Origin of the sequence: Pandoraea sp. ISTKB (assembly GCF_001721285.1) — a bacterium.
GTDB lineage: Bacteria > Pseudomonadota > Gammaproteobacteria > Burkholderiales > Burkholderiaceae > Pandoraea > Pandoraea capi.
The window spans coordinates 1-3,008 of the sequence record NZ_MAOS01000090.1 but is presented as its reverse complement, the minus strand read 5'-3'; the positions used below and the strand labels follow the sequence as shown (position 1 = coordinate 3,008).

The window sequence follows — 3,008 nt, the reverse complement described above, 5'->3', positions numbered from 1 at the left end:
CTGCGCGCCCGTGGCTGGCTGCGCGAGTTGCAGCGACGGCTGAAGATCACCACTGTCTATGTCACCCACGATCAGGACGAGGCGTTATCGCTCAGCGACCGCATTGCGGTGATGAGTGCAGGGCGCATCGTGCAGATCGGTACGCCGCGCGAGATCTATCAATCCCCGAAAAGCCCCTTCGTGGCGGACTTCGTGGGACACAGCAACATGCTCGCGTGCACGGTGGAATCGCTCGACGCGATGGGCGAGCCGACGTTATGCCTGTCCGACGGACAACGTTTGCAGGCAACCGGCGGTTTGCTCTCGCCGGGCGACGCCGGCCACATTGCCATTCGCGCGGATCACGTAGAAATCGTGGCGGAGCGCGATCTGCGACCGGACGGGGCATCCAACGTCATTCGTGCCAGCGTGCTTCAGCGCGATTTCCTTGGGACACATATGGAGTACCTGGTGGCAGCGGGCGGTTCGGAGATGCGGGTTCGTACGACGCGTGAGGTGGATGACAGCACGCTGTGGCTACGTTTGCCGCAGGAGCGCTGCATGTTGTTTCGTGCGACGACCTGAGCGCGGCGAGTCATGGCAATGAGGACGACGTCGACCACACGATCGGAACGACGCTCGACGCCGGACCGTTGCCGAGGGGGTAGGTGCCGGTTGCGAAGGCGGCCGGTGCGTGCATGGTAGGAGATGTTTGGATAGCAGCAGGTGCCGCATGCCTTCGTCACCGGCATCAGGGCGCCCTGTCGAGGGCGTTGGCATGCGCATTTTTCTTCTCGCTCGATCCCGCAGCTTGCTTCGGGTATTCGATTGCTTTTATCAATTAGGACTACGTATTATGAAAAAAAGATGTATCGCTGCTGGCGCTCTGCTCACGGTGAGTGGGTATGCAGCGGCGCAAAGTCAGGTGACGATATACGGGATTCTGGACAACGGCATCAACTACACGACCAATCAGGGCGGATCGCACAATGTGCAGATGGCGGGCGGTGCGTTGAACGGGAACCGTTGGGGACTGCGAGGCACGGAGGATCTGGGCGGGGGATTGCAGGCGATCTTCCGTCTCGAAAACGGATTCGACATTACCAATGGCAAGCTCGCGAACAATGGCCGGGAGTTCGGGCGTCAGGCATTCGTGGGCCTGTCGTCGAGCCGATACGGCTCGCTGACCCTGGGCCGTCATTACGATTCGCTGGGGACGTTTCTGGGCCCGCTCGCGTCCAGTAACAAACTGGTGGGCTTCATGAGCTCGCACCCGGGCGATGCGGATAACGTCGATTCGACGGCACGTGTGAACAGCTCGGTGCGCTTTAACAGCGCGGATTACAACGGCTTTACTTTCGGCGGGGTATACAGCTTTGGCGGTGTTGCCGGATCGATGAAGACGAATCAGATCTACAGCTTCGGTGCGAGTTATCAGAATGGCCCGGTGCATTTGGGGTTCGGCTACCTGAATGCACAGAACCCGCTGAATTCGATGTACGACGGCAGCATGACGAGCCCGGTCAATCGTGGCTATTCGAGTGCACAGTCGTTGCAGGTGATTGGTGCCGGCGGTGCGTATCAGTTTGGGGCACTCAAGCTCGGGGCGTTATATACGAACACACAGTTCAAGGATGTTTCATTCTCAAGCGCCACGCCATTCAGCGGTGCGGCCAAGATGAACAACTACGAATTCAACGCGCAATACACGTGGTCGAATGCGGTGGTGATTTCGGCGGCCTATACGCTCACACGCGCAGAAAAGGCGGGCTACCAGCAATTGAGCGCGGTGTACGACTACTTCTTGTCGAAGCGTACCGACATTTATGCGCTGGCGATTTATCAGCGTGCCAGCGGCACGGATTCCACGGCCGCCGCGAGCGTCGCACAGATTTATGGCGTGAGCGCGTCGTCGAGTAACGGGCAAGGACTGTTGCGCATCGGTATGAGACACCGGTTCTGATTGTTCGTCGGTCAGGCGCGGGACGAACAGGGTGTGCGTCCCGCGCACGATGATCGGTTTCGCACAGGTATTTTAATTTTCATTTGAGTAATTTAAATTACTTTTTAAAGTGTGATTGCATTGTCCGTTAATATTGTTTCAATGAAATGAGGGTTTGGCATGTTGTAAGGATTTGTTAGACTGCATCGGCGTTTTAATTGCGATGGAGACTGGCGATATGCCCCCAAGTATCGAATGTCGTACCGGCAGTAACGTGACAGCATGCGGTTCCCGGCAGTTTCAGCAGAAGCAACATTTCGATAGCGTTCTCCTCAACGATTCAACCGGTTTCTCCTCAGTACCCGGTAGTTTTCATTCCCTGCAATTCGATTTCCCGAAAATCCAGACGGCGCCGGCAATCCCCGAAGCACCGCATTTTCCTTTGCGTCGCGCGATCGCAATGGCGAGTGCGGTCGTGATATTCGGCATGACGGCATCACCTGCATTCTCTGCGGATGGGGCCGGGGGCTGCTCGGCATCGCCCGGTGCGACATGTACCGGTGGCACACCCGGCGCTGCGGGCAGCCCCAACGGCGGTGCAGGCGGTAACGCCAGCGATGCCAACGGCACCGGCGGTAACGGCGGTGGCGGCGGCGGTGTGGACACCAACGGCAATGCCGGGAACGGCGGCGCGGGTGGCGCAGGCGGCGCCAATGCCGGCGGCGGTGGCAATGGGACCGACGGTACGGCAGGCTCGGGTGCCGCACTCTTTCCCGGTGGTGCGGGCGGTACCGGCGGCACGGGAGGCTCGGCCAATTCAACCGGACCGACGGCGAACGGCGCAGGTGGCGGCGGTGGCGGCGCGGGGGGAACTGGCGCAGTCCTGACCGCCGGAGGCACCAATACGCAGACCGTTAGCGGCGGCAACGGCGGCATCGGTGGCGGCGGCGGTGGCATGGACACGATAGGGAGCGGTGGCGGTGGCAATGGCGGTGGTGGCGGCGAAGGCGGCACGGGCGTTGTGCTGACGACGTCCGGCCAGTCGACGAACAACGCCACCGTGGTCGGTGGCAACGGCGGTAACGGC

2 protein-coding genes and 1 pseudogene are annotated in these 3,008 nt (G+C 60.4%); all 3 read left to right on the top strand.

From position 1 onward, the window contains the following. On the top strand, positions 1–564 hold a 564-nt coding region (locus tag A9762_RS29340), incomplete at its 5' end, for an ABC transporter ATP-binding protein (RefSeq protein ID WP_139133414.1). A 271-nt stretch (positions 565–835) separates the two neighbouring features. After that, positions 836–1,942, top strand: a complete 1,107-nt coding sequence (locus tag A9762_RS26040) for a porin (protein WP_069344875.1) — start codon at positions 836–838, stop codon at positions 1,940–1,942. Between the two features lie 466 nt (positions 1,943–2,408). Next, positions 2,409–3,008, top strand: a pseudogene (locus A9762_RS26035) (autotransporter outer membrane beta-barrel domain-containing protein); the annotation flags it as partial.

Coding starts and splice junctions, on each gene's coding strand:
- A9762_RS26040 (WP_069344875.1), top strand. CDS start 836: ATGAAAAAAAGATGTATCGCTGCTGGCGCTCTGCTCACGGTGAGTGGG.